Source organism: Pseudomonas sp. AC229, from assembly GCF_979254655.1.
Map to the genome: position 1 here is coordinate 144,674 of NZ_CEEDHK010000012.1, position 18,251 is coordinate 162,924.

The window sequence follows — 18,251 nt, forward strand, 5'->3', positions numbered from 1 at the left end:
CTGCGATCCGCTCTTTGTAGGAGCTAGCTTGCTAGCGAACCGTGGAAACGCCGTTCGCCGCGGTTTCCTGGGTTCGCTAGCAAGCTAGCTCCTACAGGTGAGGTGTTGGTTAAAACAACACCTTCGCCACATCGGTAAAGCGCTTGGCGAAGTGCACGGTGATGCCTTCCTTTAAATACTCAGGCAATTCGGTGAAATCGCCCCGGTTGGCTTCCGGAAGAATCAGCTCGTAGATTTTCTGGCGCCGCGCGGCGATCACTTTTTCGCGTACGCCGCCGATGGGCAGTACATGGCCGGTCAGGGTCAGCTCGCCGGTCATGGCCACGCCTTTTTTCGGCGCCTGGTTGCGCGCGAGCGAGAGCAGGGCGCTGGCCATGGTCACGCCGGCGCTGGGGCCGTCTTTTGGCGTGGCGCCTTCCGGCACGTGCAGGTGAACGAAGGCTTGGTCGAAGAAGGTTGGGTCGCCACGAAATTCCTTCAGGTGCGAACTGACGTAGCTGTACGCAATCTCGGCCGACTCTTTCATCACTTCGCCCAGTTGGCCGGTCAGCTTGAAGCCGCGGTTGAGCGTGTGAATGCGCGTCGCTTCAATCGGCAGGGTGGCGCCGCCCATGCTGGTCCAGGCCAGGCCGGTAATAACGCCAACGCCCGCCAACAGTTGCTCGCGGCGAAACAACGGCATCCCCAAGTAGCCTTCCAAATCTTTCGGGCCGATTTTCAGCTTGCTGTCCGGGTCGCCGAGCAGTTTCACCACGGCCTTGCGCACCACTTTGCCCAGCTGTTTTTCCAGCTGCCGAACCCCGGCCTCGCGGGCATAGCCTTCAATCACGGCCTTGAGCGCGTTGTCGCTGATGCTCAGGCGGTGTTTCGGTACGCCTGCCTTTTCCAATTGCTTGGGCCACAAGTGGCGTTTGGCGATGGCAAATTTTTCTTCGGCGATATAGCCGGCCAGGCGAATGACTTCCATGCGGTCGAGCAACGGGCCGGGGATGGAATCCAAGGTGTTGGCGGTGCACACGAACAGCACCTTGGACAGGTCCAGGCGCAGGTCCAGGTAATGGTCGAGGAATTCGGCGTTCTGCTCCGGGTCCAGGGTTTCCAGCAGCGCCGAGGCCGGGTCGCCTTGGTGGCTGGCGCCGAGCTTGTCGATTTCGTCGAGCATGATCACCGGGTTCATCACTTCGACGTCTTTCAACGCCTGCACCAATTTGCCGGGCAGGGCGCCGATGTAGGTGCGGCGATGGCCTTTGATTTCTGCTTCGTCGCGCATGCCGCCGACGCTGAAACGGTAGAACGGACGCCCCAGGGTTTCGGCGATGGATTTGCCGATACTGGTTTTGCCCACGCCCGGCGGCCCGACGAGCAAGACGATGGAGCCGGAAATCTCGCCCTTGAACGCACCGACGGCGAGGAACTCGAGAATCCGCTCTTTGATGTCATCCAGCCCGGAGTGCTGGGCGTCGAGCACCTGCTTGGCGTGTTGCAGGTCGAGCTTGTCCTTGCCGTGTACGCCCCACGGAATGTTGGTCGCCCAGTCGAGGTAATTGCGCGTCACCGCATATTCCGGAGAGCCGGTTTCCAGAATCGACAGTTTGTTCAGCTCTTCCTCGATGCGCTTTTTCGCCTGCTCCGGCAGGGTTTTGCCTTCCAGGCGCTGCTCGAATTGTTCCAGGTCGGCGCTGCGGTCGTCTTTGGTCAGCCCCAGCTCCTGCTGAATCAGCTTGAGCTGCTCCTTGAGGAAGAACTCGCGCTGATGCTCGCCGATGGTGCGGTTCACCTCGGCCGACAGTTCGCTTTGCAGGCGCGCCACTTCCACTTCCTTGCGCAGCATGGGCAGCACTTTTTCCATGCGCTCCAGCACGGGCACGGTGTCGAGCACATCTTGCAGCTCTTTAGGCGTGGCGGTGGTAAGCGCGGCGGCAAAGTCGGTGAGCGGCGAAGGCTGGTTAGGGCTGAAGCGGTTCAGGTAGTTCTTCAACTCTTCGCTGTACAGCGGGTTGAGCGGCAGCAATTCCTTGATCGCGTTGATCAGCGCCATGCCGTAGGCCTTGACCTCATCGCGGCGGTCATCGGCACTTGGCGGGTATTCCACTTCCGCCAAGTAGGGCGGGCGGTGCCGTTTCAGCCAGCCGCGAATCTTCACCCGTTGCATGCCTTGGGCGACGAATTGCAGCTTGCCGTCGACGCGGCTGGCCTGGTGAATTTTCACCAGCGTGCCGTGCTCGGGGAGGCTGTCGGTATTGAAATGGCGCGGGTCGGTCACCGGTTCGTCGACGTAGAACAGCGCCAGGCTGTGGTGGTCGGTTTTGCCGACCAGCTCCAGGGTTTCGGTCCAGTGTTCTTCGTTGACGATCACCGGCAACACTTGGGCCGGGAAGAACGGGCGGTTATGAATAGGAATAACGTACAGCCGTTCAGGCGGGCGCACGTTGGGCAACGCCAGGGCGTGGGGAAGGTGCAGGCCCTCGGGCATTTGCGTTTCGTCGTCGTCGATATCAGTAACGTGGTCGTTCATGCGGCACCTGTGATCACTACATGACTAGGTAGATGGGTCGGACGGGTAACTAATTCAATGGCGCGCGTTCATTGACAAGCGAAGCGGCTCGATTTTGCGCCTGGGCAGCGCACCCATAAGTTGCTGCAGGCCCCGGGAAAAGCCAGCTTGCGTGGCATTCACCCGTCGGTTGCGGCTGGGAAAAAATGGCCCGTTCACGTACCATGCGCACCTCATTTCGACCCGCCTTGCGCCATGCTTGAAGCTCGCCTGCTCCGTCTCGACGACCAAACCCATGAACACGCTCACGACCACCATCAACTGGTGTTGTCGCTGGCTGGCCGTGCGGAATTCGAGGTGAACGGTCGTGGCGGTGAGGTGTGCCGCATGCGCGCCTGCCTGGTGCCAGGCGATGCCGAGCATCAGTTCGCCGGCGTCGGCGACAACCGCATGTTGATCATCGATCTGGATGAGCAGGATAGTTCTGCCGACGATCTTGACCTGCTTGCCCGCCTGTTCGACATGCCGCGCTACCCCGCGCTGGATGCAGACTTCCAGAACCTGCTCAGCTACGCCGGCGCCGAGCTGGCGCGCTATGGCAGCGACACCCAGTTGGCGCGCTCCCTCAGCGGCGTGCTGCTGCGTGCCTTGCATGTGCGGCTGTTTGGCGAGCGCAACGAGCGTGCGTCAGGCCCGCTGAACGTCGAGCGGCTCGACGCCTATATCGACCAACACCTGGCCAGGCGCATCAGCGTGGCGGAACTGGCCCACGTCGCGTGCTTGAGCCCCAGCCATTTCCATGCCCAATTCAAAGACAGCCTCGGCCTTACGCCGCACCAGTACCTGTTGAAAATTCGCCTGGATCGCGCCTCGCGTTTGCTGCGTGAAAGCAACCTGCCGCTGATTCGCATCGCCGAAGAGTGCGGTTTCTCCAGCCAGAGCGCGCTCACCACCGCCATGCGCCGCTATCTGGGCCTGACGCCGAAGCGTCTGCGCGGCGAGCCATAGCGCTGATTGCCAGCAATCCTGGGCCTCGCCCATTTCCCGTCTATATTTCCTACATGCGGCCGCCGGCTGGCGCTTTTCCGTGGTGGTGGCACATTGCCGCTTTTTGCAGGTGAAGTTCGCGTGTAACTCCGTTAGGCTGCTGGTCAGCGCGTTGATGGTGACGGGGTAAAGCGCTCTAAATCGCCGTTTCGCCTCACACTTCAAGGCCACACACTCAAGGTAGTAGCTATGCCCGAATCGCGTCGCTTGGCCCAGGTTGTTCGCAGGTGTTCGTCATGGCTGTCGCTGGCCGCAGTGTGTGTAGTGTTCACCAGTTGCTCGGTCGGAGCGGCGCCGTTTCAAGCCAGCCTTGTGGATGGGCAAGGCAAACCGCTCGAAGGCGCAGTGATCACGCTGCAAGGTCCTACCGATGCGGCATTGCCGGCCCAAACGGGGATCATGGACCAAGTGCAGAAACAGTTCGCGCCATCTGTGCTAGCGGTCCACACCAGCACCAAAGTCACCTTTCCCAACAGCGACAATATTCGCCACCACGTCTATTCCTTCTCGCCGGCCAAGCGTTTTGAGCTGCGCCTGTACGAGGGCACGCCGTCCGAGCCGATCACCTTCGACAAACCGGGCGTGGTGGTGCTGGGCTGCAATATTCACGACTGGATGGTCGGCTACATCTATGTCACCGATGACCCCTGGTTTGCCGCCAGCGACGCCAGCGGCAAGGTGCGCCTCGACCTGCCGGCCGGCCATTACAACGTCACGCTCTGGCATCCGAAAGCGCCCGATCTGTTACCGCAGAAGGGGGCTGAACTGACCCTCGGCGACGCCGGCAGCACTCAGCAATACGCAATAAACGTCGGCGTGGCGGCGGATACTTCGGTGGCCGCGCCAGCACCCAAGCCGTCGGCATTTGGCAACGCATTCAAGAAGGCCGCGAGTGAAACTCAGCAATAGCTTCCAATCGCGCATTGCCGGTGTCCTGATCCTGCTGTTGTTGGTGGTGATCGGCACGCTGTACTTCGCCGTAAAAGTGGCCACCGCCGAGGCGGTTAAAAAACAGGCCGGGGAACAGCTTGAGGTTGGCGTGCGCGTGTTCGAGCGCTTGATGGACATGCGCAGCCGGCAAATTCGCGACGCAGTGCAGGTGCTGTCCTCCGACTTCGGCTTCAAAGACGCAGTGGCCAGCGGCGATAACGCCACCATTCGCTCCGTGCTGGCCAATCATGGTGGGCGCATCGATGCCACTGAAGTGCTGCTGCTCGGCCTCGACGGCACCATCACGGCCACCGCCAGCAAGCCTGGCAGCGCCGGCCCAGACCCGTTTCCCGAAGGCGCGCTGTTTCGCTACGCCACTGAACTGGCCGAGGCGCGGCGTAACGGGCAGTCGGCGCTTATCGTGTCGATCAACCACGAGCCCCATCTGTTAGTTGAAACCCAGATTCTGGCGCCCATTCCTATCGCCCGGGTGGTCATGGGGTTTCGCATGGACGAAGCGCTGGCGGCTGAGCTGCGGGCGCTGACCAACCTCGACGTGTCGTTCCTGGCCATCGAAGACGGCTCCCCGGGCCGCCTGATCAGCACACTGAGTGCGGCGCAGGAAAGCGAAATGATGTCCTCGAACCTGCAGCTGGAGCGCAGCACCACGCTGAAGGAGTTCGAGTTTTCTGGTCAGCGTTACCTGAACGAGCAACTGGTGCTGGCCACCGGCAGCCGCTACCAGGTGCAAGCGTTTTTGCACAGTTCGCTGGATCAGGCGCTGGTGGCGTTCAAGCCGCTGGATCAGCGTGTCCTGCTGATTGCCGTGTGTGCGCTTATTGCCTCGCTGGCCGGCGCCTTGTTATTGGCGCGCAGCATTTCACGTCCGGTTCGTGAGCTGGCGCGGGTGGCCGAGCGCGTGGGGCAGGGGGATTATCAGGGCACCCTGGATTTGCACCGCAGCGATGAGCTGGGTGTGCTGGCCAAAACCTTTCAGCAAATGCAGACCGACCTCGCCGAGCGCGAACGGCAACTGGCTTACAACGCCCTGCACGATGGGCTGACCGGCTTGCCCAATCGCACCCTGGCGATCGAGCGGCTTGGCAGTTCGATTACCGCCGAGCGCCCGGTGGCACTGCTCAATCTGGGCATCGGCAATATCCGTTCGGTCAACGAAACCTGCGGTGCCGGCGGCAGCGACCTCGCCTTGCAACAAGTCAGCCGCCGTCTGCAAGCGGTGCTGCGCCCGGGCGACAGCCTGGCGCGGCTATTAGCGGATGAGTTCCTGTTGATGGTCGATGGCAGCGACCGCGACAGCGCCGTGGCCACCGCCGACCAGTTGCAGCAGTTGCTGATCAAACCGTTGCGGGTCGGCAGCCATGACGTTGCCCTCGATTGCGCCATTGGCATCGCCGTTTACCCGGACGATGGCGCCACGCCCGACGAATTGCTGCGCCGCGCCAACCTCGCGATGCGCGACGCGGCCAGCGCGCCGGGCCGCTTGCAGCTGTATCAGCACGGGCGCGAAGACGACCACGAGCGCCAGATCAGCCTGATCCGCGACCTGCGCCGAGCGGCCGAAGCCGGCGAGCTGGTGCTGCATTACCAGCCCAAGCTCAACATCAAAGAGGGCCATGTGCGCCAAGCCGAAGCGCTGTTGCGTTGGCAGCATCCGCAATACGGCATGGTTTCGCCAGGCGAGTTCATTCCGCTGGCCGAGCGCACCGGCAGTATTCAGGGCCTCACCGCGTGGGTGATTGAAGACGTGCTGCGGCAACTGCGGGAGTGGAATCAGCGCGGGCTGCGGGTGTTGATGTCGTTAAACATTTCCGCTGAAGACCTGCACGACATCGGCCTGGCCACCCGCGTCAGCCGCTTGCTGGCGCATTACGCGGTACCGGCTGAGCAGCTGATATTCGAGATCACCGAAAGCGCCGTCATGGCCAACCCCGACATCGCCCTCAAGGTGCTGCATAGCCTGCGCGCCTGCGGCATCAGCTTGTCGGTGGACGATTTCGGCACTGGCTATTCCTCGCTTGCCCAGCTCAAGCGCATGCCCGTACAGGAATTGAAGATCGATCAGTCGTTTGTGCGCGAGCTGGACGATGCCAGCGAAGACTCGGTGATCGTTCGTTCCACCATCGAAATGAGCCACAGCCTGGGCCTGAAAGTGGTGGCCGAAGGCGTGGAATTCGAGCGCAGCCTGCGCCTGCTGCAAAAATGGAAGTGCGACACCGCCCAGGGCTACCTGATCAGCCGGCCGCTCACGGCCAGCGCGTTCGAGGCCTGGATTGCACAGCCGTTACACGCCAACCTGGCGATGGCGCATTAGATCTGCACAGGGACGACCCAATGATTAAAACCGTGAGCGCGCTGACCTTGGGGCTCAGCCTGACATTCGGCGCCAGTCAGGCGCTGGCCGACAACGGCCGCCTGCTCGCCACCGGCGGCGCCAGCAGCATCGACGGCGCGGCCGGCGGCGGCATTACGCCCTGGGCGGTGCTGGCCGGATATGGCGAGCAGGGCGAGTGGGGCGGCAATGCATTCGTCACCCGCGTGGAAACCGGCGACTACCGGCTCGATGTAGCGGGCGGGGCGGTGTCTTACGGCAACCGCATCGAACTCTCGTACGCCCGCCAACGCTTTGATCTGGGCACCCTGGCGCGTGATTTGAACCTGCCGGAAAACACCTTGAGCCAGGACATCTTCGGCCTCAAGGTTCGCCTGTTTGGCGACTTGATCTACGACGCGTTGCCGCAAGTGTCCCTGGGCATTGAGCACAAACGGCAAAAAGACTTTCTGATTCCCAGCCTGGTGGGCGCCAGCCGTGACGAAGACACCGAAGGCTATATCACCGCCAGTCGCCTGTTCCTTGGCGGCGCGTTTGGCTACAACCTGCTGCTCAACGGCGGCCTGCGCTACAGCCGGGCGAACGAATTGGGCGTGCTCGGTTTCGGCGGCGACCGACGCGACGAGCGCAGCGTGTTGAAAGAAGGCTCGGTGGCCGTGCTGTTCAACCCCCGTTGGGCGGTCGGGGTGGAATACCGCGAAAAGCCCGACAATCTGTCCTTCGCCGGTGAAAGCGATTGGGCAGACGTGTTTATTGGTTACTTCCCCAACAAGTACGTGTCGGTAGTGCTGGCCTACGCGCGCTTGGGCGAGATCGCCACGCTGGACAACCAGGACGGTGCGTATTTGTCCATCCAAGGGAGCTTCTGAACATGCGCCTGCTACTCAGCCTGATGCTGGTGCTGCTGGCCGCGTGCGCCCAACAGCCGCCCCGCGATGACAGCCTTTACCGGGAGCTGGGTGAGCGCGAAGGCATCACCCGTATCGTCGAAGGCATGTTGCTCAACATCGCCAAAGACCCGCGCATCGTCGAACACTTCGCCAACGTGGACATCGAGCGCCTGCGTGACAAGTTGGTCGAGCAATTCTGCGTACAAGCCGGCGGACCGTGCACTTACACCGGCGACACCATGGAAGAGAGCCACAAAGGCCAGAACCTGACCCGCAGCGACTTCAACGCCCTGGTGGAAAACCTGCAAGACGCCATGGCCACCGAGGGCGTGCCGCAGCGGGCGCAGAATCGGTTGCTGGCGCGGCTGGCCGTGATGCGCGGGCAGGTGATTGAGCGGTAGGGGCTGGGTAGGCGTTGAAAACCCTCTCCCCTAGCCCCTCTCCCCTGTCCGGGCGACCGCAGCGGGCAGAGGGAAATGGAGCGCGTCACGCTTGCGTCCTACGCCAATCTGCCCCCTCTGCCCGCCTGCGGGAGAGGGCTGGGGAGAGGGTTTTGTAGGAGCGACCTTGGTCGCGAACCCTGGAAACGCTGGTCGCCGAGGTTTGCAGGGTTCGCTAGCAAGCTAGCTCCTACGGGCCATCGCATCACCGTTGGCCGAAGTTCCCGCCCTCAGAGTTTTCAATAAAAACTCCAGAGTTTTTAATAAGAACCCCGTAGCACTCAGCCACTACATTCCGTGCTCCGCTTTTCCGAAGCCAACGTCTGAATATTCTCGGCGGCCATGGCTTTGCGCTAAACCTTTTGAAGCGTCGAGCGTTTCCTACGGACGGATGCCGTACTGGTTTTCATCGCCGGGCCTGGCCCGTGCGTTGTTTGCGATAGGCGCCATAAGCGTCGTCGGGTTGCACCGCAATTGAAAAAACCAACGCCAAAGGCGGGCTATCCCCAGCCTTTGCATAACAACAAATAAGAGAGACCTTCTTATGACTGCCAGCACTCCCATGCTGATCACCTTTGTGGTGTACATCGCCGCCATGGTCATGATCGGCCTGTTCGCCTACCTGCGTACCAAAAACCTCTCCGACTACATTCTCGGCGGCCGTAGCCTCGGCAGTTTCGTTACGGCGTTGTCTGCCGGTGCGTCCGACATGTCCGGCTGGCTGCTCATGGGCCTGCCAGGCGCGGTGTACATGTCCGGCCTGTCGGAAAGCTGGATCGCCATCGGCCTGATCATCGGCGCCTACCTGAACTGGCTGTTTGTCGCCGGTCGTCTGCGCGTGCAAACCGAACACAACGGCAATGCCCTGACCCTGCCGGACTACTTCACCAACCGCTTCGAGGACACCAGCAAGGTGCTGCGCATTTTCTCGGCGCTGGTCATTCTGCTGTTCTTCACCATCTATTGCGCTTCGGGCGTGGTAGCCGGTGCGCGGCTGTTTGAAAGCACGTTTGGCATGAGCTACGAAACGGCGCTGTGGGCCGGTGCTGTGGCGACCATTGCTTACACCTTCATTGGTGGTTTCCTGGCGGTGAGCTGGACGGACACCGTGCAGGCGTCGCTGATGATCTTCGCCCTGATCCTCACGCCCATTGTGGTCATGCTGGCCACCGGCGGCATCGACCCCACCTTCGCCGCCATCGAGCTGAAAGACTCCACCAGCTTCGACATGCTCAAAGGCGCGAGCTTTATCGGCGTCATCTCGCTGATGGGCTGGGGCCTGGGCTATTTCGGTCAGCCGCACATTCTGGCGCGCTTTATGGCCGCTGACTCGGTGAAGTCGATTGCCACGGCCCGTCGTATTTCCATGACCTGGATGGTGCTGTGCCTGGGTGGCGCGGTGGCCGTGGGCTTCTTCGGTATCGCTTACTTCTCGGCGCACCCGGAAGTCGCCGGCGCCGTGACCGAGAACCCGGAGCGCGTGTTTATCGAACTGGCAAAAATCCTCTTCAACCCGTGGGTGGCCGGTGTGCTGCTGTCGGCCATTCTGGCTGCGGTGATGAGCACTTTGAGCTGCCAGTTGCTGGTGTGCTCCAGCGCCCTGACCGAAGACTTCTACAAATCCTTCCTGCGTAAAAACGCCTCGCAAGTGGAGCTGGTCTGGGTCGGCCGCGCCATGGTGCTGCTGGTTGCCATCGTGGCCATCGCCATCGCGGCCAACCCGGAAAGCAAAGTATTGGGCCTGGTTTCCTACGCTTGGGCCGGCTTCGGCGCGGCGTTCGGGCCAGTGGTGCTGATTTCCCTGACCTGGAAAAACATGACCCGCAACGGCGCGCTCGCCGGCATGTTGGTCGGTGCGCTGACCGTGATCCTGTGGAAAAACTTCCTTAACGATCTGGGCCTGTACGAAATCATTCCGGGCTTTATCTTCGCCTCCATCGCCATTCTGGTGTTCAGCAAGATTGGCCAAGGCCCGACGCCGACCATGTTGGCGCGCTTTGAAAAGGCCGAGCAGGAATATCAGGACGCCTGATCACGTTTTTAGTGCTTTTTGCCGGCTCCTCGTGAGCCGGTTTTTTTTGCCCGCGTTTTACGTGGACGCCTCCGCGAGTCGAGGCGCTGACCGGTGTAGGAGAGGCTTTAGCCTCGATTCTTTCAGGCGGCGTCGAAGCCTGCCTGGAGCCCCGTCGCCCCAAGCCCATCAGCAACTTAGAACACATTTATCTAAAACTCTCAGCCCCTAAGCCGGTCTGCTTCAGTAGCGCAGTGAAAGCGCGCCCCTTCATCCCCAACGGAAACCCGGTAAGGACTATGTGCGGAATATCTGGAGAGTTACGTTTCAACAATCGCCCCGCCGACCTCGCAGCGGTCGAGCGCATTACCCATCACCTCGCCCCGCGAGGCCCCGATGCCCACGGCTTTCATAGCCAGGGTTCGATCGCGTTGGGCCACCGGCGGTTGAAAATCATGGACCTGGAGGAAGCCTCCGGTCAGCCGATGATCGACAGCCAACTGGGCCTGTCGATGGTCTTCAACGGTGCCATTTACAACTACCCGGAGCTGCGCGCCGAGCTGCAAGCGCTGGGCTATCAGTTTTTCTCCGACGGCGACACCGAGGTGTTGCTCAAGGGCTACCATGCGTGGGGCGCTGATCTGCTGCCCAAACTCAACGGCATGTTTGCCTTCGCCATTTGGGAGCGTGACAAGCGCGAGCTGTTCATCGCCCGCGACCGCCTGGGCATCAAGCCGCTGTACCTGTCGCACACGGCCGAGCGCCTGCGTTTTGCTTCCACCTTGCCGGCCTTGCTGCAAGGCGGCGATATCGACAAAACCCTCGACCCGGTTGCCCTCAACCATTACCTGAACTTCCACGCCGTGGTGCCGGCGCCGCGCACGCTGCTGGCCAACGTCAGCAAGCTGCCGCCGGCGACCTGGCTGCGTATCGATGCCAACGGTAAAACCACCCAGCAAACCTGGTGGACCCTGAATTACGGCGCCGCCGCCGATGAGCAAGGCTATGGCCTGACGGAATGGCGCGACCTGACCCTCGATAGCCTGCGCGAAGCCGTGGCCATTCGCCAACGTGCGGCCGTGGATGTGGGCGTGCTGCTTTCGGGTGGCGTCGATTCCAGCTTGCTGGTGGGCCTGTTGCGGGAAGTGGGCGTGGAAAACCTGTCGACGTTCTCGATTGGTTTTCAAGATGCCGGCGGCGAGCGTGGCGACGAATTTCAATATTCCGACCTGATCGCCCAGCACTACGGCACCCGCCATCACCAGCTGCGCATTGACGAGCGCGAGATTATCGAGCAACTGCCGGCCGCCTTTCGCGCCATGAGCGAGCCGATGGTCAGCCATGACTGCATCGCCTTCTATCTGCTGTCCCGCGAAGTGGCCAAGCACTGCAAGGTGGTGCAGAGCGGGCAGGGCGCCGATGAGCTGTTTGCCGGTTATCACTGGTATCCGCTGGTGGACGGCGCGGCCGACCCGTATGCCGCTTATCGCGCGGCCTTTCTCGACCGCACGTACGACGAATACCGCGACACCGTGCAACCCGCCTGGCTGACCGGCGACTGTGCCGGCGATTACGTGCGCGAGCATTTCCAGCGTCCCGGCGCTGAGGCTGCCGTGGACAAAGCGCTGCGTCTGGACAGCACGGTGATGCTGGTCGACGACCCGGTCAAACGCGTGGACAACATGACCATGGCCTGGGGTTTGGAGGCGCGTACGCCGTTTCTGGATTACCGCCTGGTCGAGCTTTCGGCGCGCATTCCGGGGCGCTTCAAGCTGCCCGATGGCGGCAAGCAAGTGCTCAAGGAAGCCGCTCGCCTGGTCATTCCATCGGCCGTCATTGACCGACCGAAAGGCTATTTCCCGGTGCCGGGCCTCAAGCATCTGGAAGGCAACACGCTCGGTTGGGTGCGCGACCTGCTGCTAGACCCCAGCCAGGATCGTGGCCTGTTCAACCCCACCATGCTGGATCAATTACTCACCGACCCTCAAGGCCAACTCACCCCGTTGCGCGGCTCCAAGCTGTGGCAGTTGGCGGCCTTGAACCTGTGGTTAAGCGAGCAGGGCCTGTAACGGGCCCGTGTTTTCGATGGTTTTCAGACGGTCTGTTTTGCAAGGGAATTTTTGTTGATGAAAGGCTATGCCTACAGCCAGCGCCTGTTGCGCGGCCAACCGCCGTCCTATGAGCGCTTGCAGGCGCGTTTTGCCGAAGATGGTGTCCAGAACCCCCATCCGCCGCAGGCGCTGCATTGCGGCTGGGGAAGGATTCTGATCGGGCACACCTACCCGACGCCTGAACTGCTGGCCAGCGATCTGCTGAACGAAAAACCCGGCGAACGTGACATCGCGTTGTACGTGTCGGCGCCGCATCAAGTGTTGGCGCAGGCGCCGCAGGGTTTGTTCCTTGACCCCTCGGACACCTTGCGGCTGTGGTTCACCGACTACCGCCAGGCGCGCCGTGGTTTTCGCGGCTTCAACGTGCGTCGCGCGCAGAGCGTGGAAGACTGGCAAGCGCTGAACAATCTGTATCAGGAGCGCGGCATGTTGCCGGTCGACCCGGAGCGCCTGACCCCGCGCGAAGAGGGCGGGCCGGAATACTGGCTGGCCGAAGACGCCGACAGCGGCATGATTATCGGCGGCATGATGGGCCTCAACCATCGCAAAGCCTTCAATGACCCGGACAACGGTTGCAGCCTGTGGTGCCTGGCCGTGTCGCCGCGCTGCACGCGACCGGGCGTGGGCGAAGTGCTGGTGCGGCACCTGATCGAGCACTTTATGAGCCGAGGCCTGAGTTACCTCGACTTGTCGGTGCTGCACGATAACCATCAAGCCAAGCGCTTGTACGCCAAGCTAGGTTTCCGCGACCTGGCCACGTTCACGCTCAAGCGCAAGAACGGCATCAACGAAACCCTGTTCCTCGGTCCCGGTCCTGAAGCGGAGCTAAACCCTTACGCCAAGATCATCGTCGACGAAGCCCGTCGTCGCGGCATCGAGGTGCAGGTGGATGACGCCGAGGCCGGCTTGTTCACCCTCAGCCAGGGCGGGCGGCGCATCCGCTGCCGCGAGTCGCTCAGCGACCTGACCAGCGCCGTGAGCATGACCCTGTGCCAAGACAAAGTGCTTACCCACCGCGCCTTGCGCCGCGTCGGCCTGAACCTGCCCGCCCAGCAATTGGCCGGTGAGTCTGAAGAGAACGCCGACTTTCTTGCCGAACATGGCCGCGTGGTGGTCAAGCCCGTGGATGGCGAGCAGGGCAAGGGTGTGGCCATCGACCTGCGCAGCGAGGAAGACGTTGAGGCCGCCATCAAGCGCGCCAAGGCCTTCGATAACCGCGTGCTGCTGGAAAGTTTTCACGAAGGCGCCGACCTGCGCATTCTGGTGATCGGCTTTGAAGTGGTAGCGGCCGCCATTCGCCGTCCGGCTGAAGTGATTGGTGACGGGCGCCACAGCATCGGCGCCTTGATCGAAGCACAAAGCCGCCGTCGGCAAGCCGCCACGGGCGGTGAAAGCCGTATTCCGCTGGATGAGGAAACCCACCGCACCCTGCGCGCCGCCGGTTTCGACTACGACAGCGTGTTGCCCGCCGGCCAACGGTTGGCGGTGCGGCGCACCGCTAATCTGCATACGGGCGGCACGCTGGAAGACGTGACCGAGATTCTTCATCCGGTGCTCGCCGATGCCGCCGTACGCGCGGCGCGGGCGCTGGACATTCCCGTGGTCGGCCTCGACCTGCTGGTGCCGGGTGCCGATCAGCCCGAGTACGTGTTTATCGAAGCCAACGAACGCGCCGGCCTTGCCAACCACCAACCGCAGCCGACGGCAGAACGGTTTATCGACCTGCTGTTTCCGCTTAGCCAGACCGCTGGCTGATCCTCCGTCGTCCCCGCGAACGCGGGGATTTAGCCTGTGGCGTGGCGCGGCTTTCGCGTCACACCCCGCCATTCTGGATTCCCGCCTGCGCGGGAATGACGTCATTCATAGAAGGAGACCTGAATGAAAAAAGTCCCCGAACCCGACCTCGATTACCTGCGCCGCGTGCTGCTGGAAATGCTCGCCATTCCCAGCCCCACCGGTTTCACCGACACCATCGTGCGTTATGTGGCCGAACGCCTGGAAGAACTCGGCATTCCGTTCGAGCTGACCCGTCGAGGCACCATTCGCGCCACCATCAAGGGCAAGCAGAACAGCCCCGACCGCGCGGTATCGACTCACCTGGACACCATCGGCGCCATTGTTCGGCAAGTGCAAGACAACGGTCGTCTGGGCCTGGCACCAGTGGGCTGCTGGTCGAGCCGGTTCGCCGAAGGCAGCCGCGTCAGCGTATTTACTGAAACCGGCGTGTTCCGTGGCAGCGTGCTGCCGCTGATGGCGTCGGGGCATGCGTTCAACACCGCCATCGACCAGATGCCGATCAGTTGGGACCACGTTGAACTGCGCCTGGATGCTTACAGCAGCACCCGCGCGGACTGCGAGTCGCTGGGCATTAATGTGGGTGACTTCGTGGCATTCGATCCGCTGCCGGAGTTCACCGAGAGCGGCCACATCAGCGCCCGCCATCTGGATGACAAAGCCGGCACCGCCGCCTTGCTCACCGCGCTTAAAGGGTTGGTCGAAAGCGGCATCGAGCCGGCCATAGACTGCCACCCGCTGTTCACCATCACCGAGGAAGTTGGCTCGGGGGCGGCCGGGGCGTTGCATTGGGATGTGAGCGAGTTCGTCGGCATCGACATCGCGCCGGTAGCGCCGGGGCAACAATCCAGCGAGCACACCGTCAGCGTGGCCATGCAGGATTCTGGTGGGCCGTACGACTATCACTTGTCGCGCCACCTGCTGCGCCTGGCGGAAAAAAACGAAGTGCCGGTGCGCCGCGACCTGTTTCGCTACTACCACAGCGATGCGCAATCGGCCGTTGCGGCGGGCCACGATACTCGCACGGCTCTGCTAGCCTTTGGCTGTGACGCCACCCACGGCTACGAACGCACTCATATCGACAGCCTGGCGGGCCTCAGCCGTTTGCTCAGCGCCTACATCTTGAGCCCGCCGGTATTTGCCAGCGATGCCAAGCCGGGCGGCCAGTCGCTGGAGAATTTCAGCCACCAGATCGAGCACGACGCGCAGATGGAAAGCGACACCCGGGTGCCAACGGTAGAGAGCGTGTTGAACTCGCGTGAAAACGACACTTGAAGGGCGGCCGGCATAGAGGCAAAGTGCCAGACAAACAAGAGTGGAGCGAACTGACAGCTCTGCCGGATATTTATCAGAGGTTTACGGATGCCTCGTGTTTGTTTGGTCTTGCTGCTGTGCCTGTTCGCTGGAAGCTCCTGGGCCAGCGTACGTACGCTTGCCCCGCTTAATCAGGACGACCTGCGCCTGTCGCTGGCGCCGTACATTGGCTATTTCGAAGACCCCAACGGCATTCTTAGCCTTGAGCAGGTCATGGCGCTGCCCGACGAGGAATTCGCCGGGGCGCGCAGCGACCACGTCAACCTGGGCAAGAATGGCTCGGTGTGGTGGTTCAAGGTTCGACTGCTGAACAGCCGCCCGCACGATCTGGCGGGCTACCTGGAAATCAACTACCCGCTGCTCGACCACATTCAGCTGTACCTGCAAACCCCCGACGGCAAGCTCGAAGTACAAGAAAGCGGCGACCGCTTTGCCTTTTCCCAGCGCCCGGTGCAGGTGCGCAACTTCTGGTTTCCCATGGCGCTGCCGCAAGGGCAGAGCACGCTGATTCTGCGCATCGAAAGCACCAGTACGTTGTTCGTACCGATGTTTTTCAGCACCTACAGCGCCAGCGCCGCCGCTCAGGAAAACCTCATGGGCGTGAACGGCGCCTTCTACGGCGTGCTGTTCGCGATGTTCTGCTACAACCTGTTCCTGTTCTTTTCCCTGCGCGAACGGGCGTACTTCTGGTACTTGGTTTACAACCTCAACATTGGCCTGTTCGCCGCCAGTTTCGACGGCATGTTGTTCAAGCTGATGCACAACCTGATCGAGCTGCAATCGGTGAGCATCTATGTGCTGATGTTCCTGCACAGCTTCAGCGCCACGCAGTTCAGCCGCCACTTCCTGCACACCGCGCAGTTCTCGCCCCGGCTGGACCGTGGCCTGCAATACCTGATGGCCTTGATTCTGTGTTGCATGGCCTCGGTGGCGGTGATTGGCCTGCAAGCCTGGAACATTCTCGCCAGCCTCACGGTGCTGTCGGTGTCGTTTATTTTGCTGGTCAGCGGCGTGTACATCTGGCGCCAGGGCCTGCGTTACGGCTCGTATTACATCCTGGCGTGGGGCATTTTGCTGACCTCGTTTATCGTTGCCACCAGCGGCTCGCTGGGCATCGAAATCTTCGGTATTTACGGCGGCACGATGGTCAAGGTCGGCGTTACCATCGAGTTGATCACGCTCTCCATCGGTCTGGCCGACCGCATCAACCTGCTCAAAGAAGAAGGCTTCCGCTCGCGCCAGGCGGCGGCCAAGTCGGAAATCGAAAACCAGGCCAAGAGCCGTTTCCTGGCCAAGATGAGCCATGAAATTCGCACGCCGCTCAACGGCGTTCTGGGCATGTTGCAACTGCTCAAGGGCACCTCGCTGGACCGCAGCCAGCGTTTTTATGTGGACACCATCGCCAGCTCCGGCAGCTCGCTGATGGCGGTGATCAACGACATCCTCGACTACGCCCGGATCGAGTCCGGCAAGCTGAGCCTGGAGAACATCGAGTTCGACCTCGAAGTGCTGATTTCGGACACCCTGACCCTGTTCACCGCCCAGGCGCTGGAGAAAAACCTGCGCCTATACGTGAGCCTGGAAACCGGCGTGCCGCAGCGCATCAAAGGCGACCCCACGCGGCTGAAACAGGTGTTGATGAACCTGCTGAGCAATGCCCTGAAATTCACCGCGCAAGGGCACGTGGCCGTCAGCGTGTGCCGGCGCAATAACAGCCTGGGCGATCCGCACCTGATCTTCGCCGTGAGCGACAGCGGCATAGGTATTTCCGGCGATGCACAAACGCAATTGTTCGAATCGTTCTCCCAAGGCGACTCCAGCACCACGCGCCGTTACGGCGGCAGCGGCCTGGGCCTGGCCATCAGCAAAGAGCTGGTGGAAATGATGGGCGGCACGATTGAAGTGCAAAGCACGCCGGGGCAGGGCACGCGGTTGGCGTTCGATATCGCCCTTCAGGAAGGTGAGCGCAGCGACGACCGACTGCGCCAACTGCTCAAAGGCAAAACCGCGCTGATTACTTCCCTGGACGGCCTCGGCCTCGACGCCCTGAGCCGCTTGCTGGAGCGCTGGGGCATGCGCACCGAACGCTGCCAGAACCCGGAAAAACTGCAGGCTTATCTCGACGACTTTGCCGTCACGCCCTTGCTCATTCTGATGGCGCCGTGGCCCGGCAGCGTTGTGCATTGGCTTGACGCCCTGCGCCCGCGCCTGGAAAAGGGCCAACGCATTCTGCTGCTGTGCCCGCCCGAACAATGCCAGCTGTTGCCGCCGAGCAAAGGCCTGCGCTTGCTCAACCTCGCCCAACCGTTGGCCATTACGCCGCTGCGCGAAGCGCTGCTGGAGTTCTACCAGGAACGGCGCAGCGAACATCGCCCGCCGCGTGACGAGCAAACGGGCAATAGCGCCTGCATTCTGGTGGTGGAAGACAACCCGGTGAACCAACTGGTGGTGCAGGGCTTGCTGAAAAAGCGCGGCTACGTCGTGCGCGTGGTCGCCAATGGGGTTGAAGCCGTCAAAGACTACAGCCGCGACCCCAGCGCCGTTGATTTGGTGTTGATGGACTGTGAAATGCCGGAAATGGACGGCTTCGAAGCCACGCAGCAAATCCGTCGGCTGGAGAAACAACAGCAGCTGCGCGCGGTGCCCATCGTGGCGCTCACCGCGCATATCCTCGACGAGCACCGCGAGCATGGCGCCCAGGTGGGCATGGACGATTTCTTGAGCAAACCGCTGGACTGCCAGGTGCTGTACGACACCCTGGATCGTTTTCTGGTAGCCCGAAAAGAAACCCCAGCCAGCGAAGAAATTTCGTCGTCTTAATGGGACGGCGTGGAGTGGGTTAACATCGCCGGGCTTTCTGGAGAAGTGCC

General features: G+C 61.8%; 11 protein-coding genes. 10 read left to right on the forward strand and 1 reads right to left on the reverse strand.

Annotated features, from left to right (window positions below):
- Window positions 1-109 precede the first annotated feature (109 nt).
- Window positions 110-2,473 carry an endopeptidase La gene (gene lon, locus AC0IW7_RS17660; RefSeq protein WP_122494726.1) on the reverse strand — a complete coding sequence of 788 codons (2,364 nt, stop codon included), beginning with the start codon at window positions 2,471-2,473 and terminating at the stop codon, window positions 110-112.
- Between the two features lie 276 nt (window positions 2,474-2,749).
- Between lon and AC0IW7_RS17665 the strand changes: the two genes are divergently transcribed.
- The 10 genes from AC0IW7_RS17665 (at window position 2,750) to AC0IW7_RS17710 (ending at window position 18,201) form a co-directional block, all read left to right on the forward strand.
- The gene (locus tag AC0IW7_RS17665; RefSeq protein ID WP_471819712.1) at window positions 2,750-3,502 is read left to right on the forward strand and encodes a helix-turn-helix domain-containing protein; all 753 of its coding nucleotides are present in this window, start codon (window positions 2,750-2,752) and stop codon (window positions 3,500-3,502) included.
- Between the two features lie 228 nt (window positions 3,503-3,730).
- Window positions 3,731-4,450, forward strand: coding sequence for a methylamine utilization protein (locus AC0IW7_RS17670; RefSeq protein WP_471819714.1), 720 nt, complete (start codon window positions 3,731-3,733; stop codon window positions 4,448-4,450).
- The gene (locus tag AC0IW7_RS17675; RefSeq protein ID WP_471819716.1) at window positions 4,434-6,803 is read left to right on the forward strand and encodes a putative bifunctional diguanylate cyclase/phosphodiesterase; all 2,370 of its coding nucleotides are present in this window, start codon (window positions 4,434-4,436) and stop codon (window positions 6,801-6,803) included. Before AC0IW7_RS17670 ends, AC0IW7_RS17675 begins: the two co-directional genes overlap by 17 nt.
- Window positions 6,804-6,823: 20 nt before the next feature.
- Complete coding sequence (locus AC0IW7_RS17680) at window positions 6,824-7,690, forward strand: DUF3034 family protein (RefSeq protein WP_471819718.1); 867 nt, start codon at window positions 6,824-6,826, stop codon at window positions 7,688-7,690.
- A gap of 2 nt (window positions 7,691-7,692) precedes the next feature.
- The gene (locus AC0IW7_RS17685; RefSeq protein WP_471819720.1) at window positions 7,693-8,112 is read left to right on the forward strand and encodes a group I truncated hemoglobin; all 420 of its coding nucleotides are present in this window, start codon (window positions 7,693-7,695) and stop codon (window positions 8,110-8,112) included.
- A 583-nt stretch (window positions 8,113-8,695) separates the two neighbouring features.
- Window positions 8,696-10,183, forward strand: a complete 1,488-nt coding sequence (putP, locus tag AC0IW7_RS17690) for a sodium/proline symporter PutP (RefSeq protein ID WP_471819722.1) — start codon at window positions 8,696-8,698, stop codon at window positions 10,181-10,183.
- A 278-nt stretch (window positions 10,184-10,461) separates the two neighbouring features.
- The gene (locus tag AC0IW7_RS17695; protein ID WP_471819724.1) at window positions 10,462-12,231 is read left to right on the forward strand and encodes an N-acetylglutaminylglutamine amidotransferase; all 1,770 of its coding nucleotides are present in this window, start codon (window positions 10,462-10,464) and stop codon (window positions 12,229-12,231) included.
- A gap of 57 nt (window positions 12,232-12,288) precedes the next feature.
- On the forward strand, window positions 12,289-14,028 hold the full coding sequence (gene ngg / locus AC0IW7_RS17700) for an N-acetylglutaminylglutamine synthetase (protein ID WP_471819726.1): 1,740 nt from the start codon (window positions 12,289-12,291) through the stop codon (window positions 14,026-14,028).
- Between the two features lie 123 nt (window positions 14,029-14,151).
- Entirely contained in the window at window positions 14,152-15,342 is a 1,191-nt protein-coding gene (locus AC0IW7_RS17705; RefSeq protein ID WP_463550223.1) for an osmoprotectant NAGGN system M42 family peptidase, read from the forward strand.
- An 87-nt stretch (window positions 15,343-15,429) separates the two neighbouring features.
- On the forward strand, window positions 15,430-18,201 hold the full coding sequence (locus AC0IW7_RS17710; RefSeq protein ID WP_471819728.1) for a 7TM diverse intracellular signaling domain-containing protein: 2,772 nt from the start codon (window positions 15,430-15,432) through the stop codon (window positions 18,199-18,201).
- Window positions 18,202-18,251: the final 50 nt, after the last annotated feature.

Bases quoted from the DNA above. Each gene is read 5' to 3' on its own strand.
- lon (WP_122494726.1), bottom strand. From the start codon at position 2,473: ATGCCCGAGGGCCTGCACCTTCCCCACGCCCTGGCGTTGCCCAACGTG.
- AC0IW7_RS17665 (WP_471819712.1), top strand. From the start codon at position 2,750: ATGCTTGAAGCTCGCCTGCTCCGTCTCGACGACCAAACCCATGAACAC.
- AC0IW7_RS17670 (WP_471819714.1), top strand. From the start codon at position 3,731: ATGCCCGAATCGCGTCGCTTGGCCCAGGTTGTTCGCAGGTGTTCGTCA.
- AC0IW7_RS17680 (WP_471819718.1), top strand. From the start codon at position 6,824: ATGATTAAAACCGTGAGCGCGCTGACCTTGGGGCTCAGCCTGACATTC.
- AC0IW7_RS17685 (WP_471819720.1), top strand. From the start codon at position 7,693: ATGCGCCTGCTACTCAGCCTGATGCTGGTGCTGCTGGCCGCGTGCGCC.
- putP (WP_471819722.1), top strand. From the start codon at position 8,696: ATGACTGCCAGCACTCCCATGCTGATCACCTTTGTGGTGTACATCGCC.
- AC0IW7_RS17695 (WP_471819724.1), top strand. From the start codon at position 10,462: ATGTGCGGAATATCTGGAGAGTTACGTTTCAACAATCGCCCCGCCGAC.
- ngg (WP_471819726.1), top strand. From the start codon at position 12,289: ATGAAAGGCTATGCCTACAGCCAGCGCCTGTTGCGCGGCCAACCGCCG.
- AC0IW7_RS17705 (WP_463550223.1), top strand. From the start codon at position 14,152: ATGAAAAAAGTCCCCGAACCCGACCTCGATTACCTGCGCCGCGTGCTG.
- AC0IW7_RS17710 (WP_471819728.1), top strand. From the start codon at position 15,430: ATGCCTCGTGTTTGTTTGGTCTTGCTGCTGTGCCTGTTCGCTGGAAGC.